Genomic DNA, 1033 nt, shown 5'->3' on the forward strand with positions numbered 1-1033 from the left:
CGGACTCACCCGGCTCAACCGAGCGCTCGAGCGCCTGCTGGGCGTTATCTTGCTGTTGCTGTTGGCGGCCTTCATCGTGTTCATCGTCTATCAGATCGTCAGCCGCAACCTTCCCATGCTGCCGCGACTGTACTGGACCGAGGAATTCAGCCGCTTCGCCTTTCAGTGGATGATCATGCTGGGTACCGCCATCGGCGTGCTGCATGCCGACCACTTCGTCCTCGAAGCCTTTCCCCGCGGCTCCCGGCTCGACCGCGCGACGCGCCTGATCCGTGACCTGGCCTGCCTCGCGGTCGGCGTCGTATTCGTCTATTACGGCAAGGACTTTGCGCTCTCCGGGCTTCGCCGCAGCGCCACGGCCTCCAAGCTGCCGATGATCGCGGTGTACGTCACGTTCAGCGTGTGCGGCGCGCTGATCATCCTGTTCGCCGCGCAACGGCTCCTGCATGCGACCCTGCATGGCCAGCCGGCCATGGAGCGGGCACTGGACACGCCCTCCGAGCTCGATGAGGCCCTGGCCGATACCACCGAGAGGCCCACCGATTCGCTCAGCGCCCCCGAGCATCGCAACGGCGGCAAGGAGTCTTCTCGATGATGCCGATGGACTGGATGTTCCTGCTACCCTGGCTGTTGTTCGCCGTGCTAGGCATATTGATCGTCGCCGGCGTGCCGATCGCCATGTCGCTGGTGCTCACTTCTTTCGCCGTGATCATGCTCGACCCGCGCCTGACGCCCTGGATCATGTTTCAGCGCATGTACAACGGCATGGACTCGTTCGTGCTACTGGCCGTGCCCCTGTTCCTGCTCGCCGGCAATCTCATGAACGCCGCACGCATCACCGACCGGCTGATCACGCTGTGTCTGCATCTGGTGGGACATTTCAAGGGCGCCCTGGCCCACGTCAACGTCATGGTCAGCATGTTGTTCGCCGGCGTATCCGGCTCCTCGACGGCGGATAGTGCCGGCGTGGGAACGGTGCTGATTCCGGCCATGAAACGGGAAGGCTATCCCGCGCATTTCGCAGTGGCGGTCA

2 protein-coding genes are annotated in these 1033 nt (G+C 63.7%); both read left to right on the top strand.

Annotation, left to right across the window (positions count from 1 at the left end):
- Positions 1-595: TRAP transporter small permease (locus OP496_RS17955; RefSeq protein ID WP_280565308.1), on the top strand; the 595-nt coding region annotated here is incomplete at its 5' end.
- Positions 592-1033: TRAP transporter large permease subunit (locus tag OP496_RS17960; protein WP_280565311.1), on the top strand; the 442-nt coding region annotated here is incomplete at its 3' end. The genes OP496_RS17955 and OP496_RS17960, both read left to right, overlap by 4 nt.

The sequence above is a fragment of the Chromohalobacter sp. 48-RD10 genome, from assembly GCF_029889785.1.
Classification (GTDB): Bacteria; Pseudomonadota; Gammaproteobacteria; order Pseudomonadales; family Halomonadaceae; genus Chromohalobacter.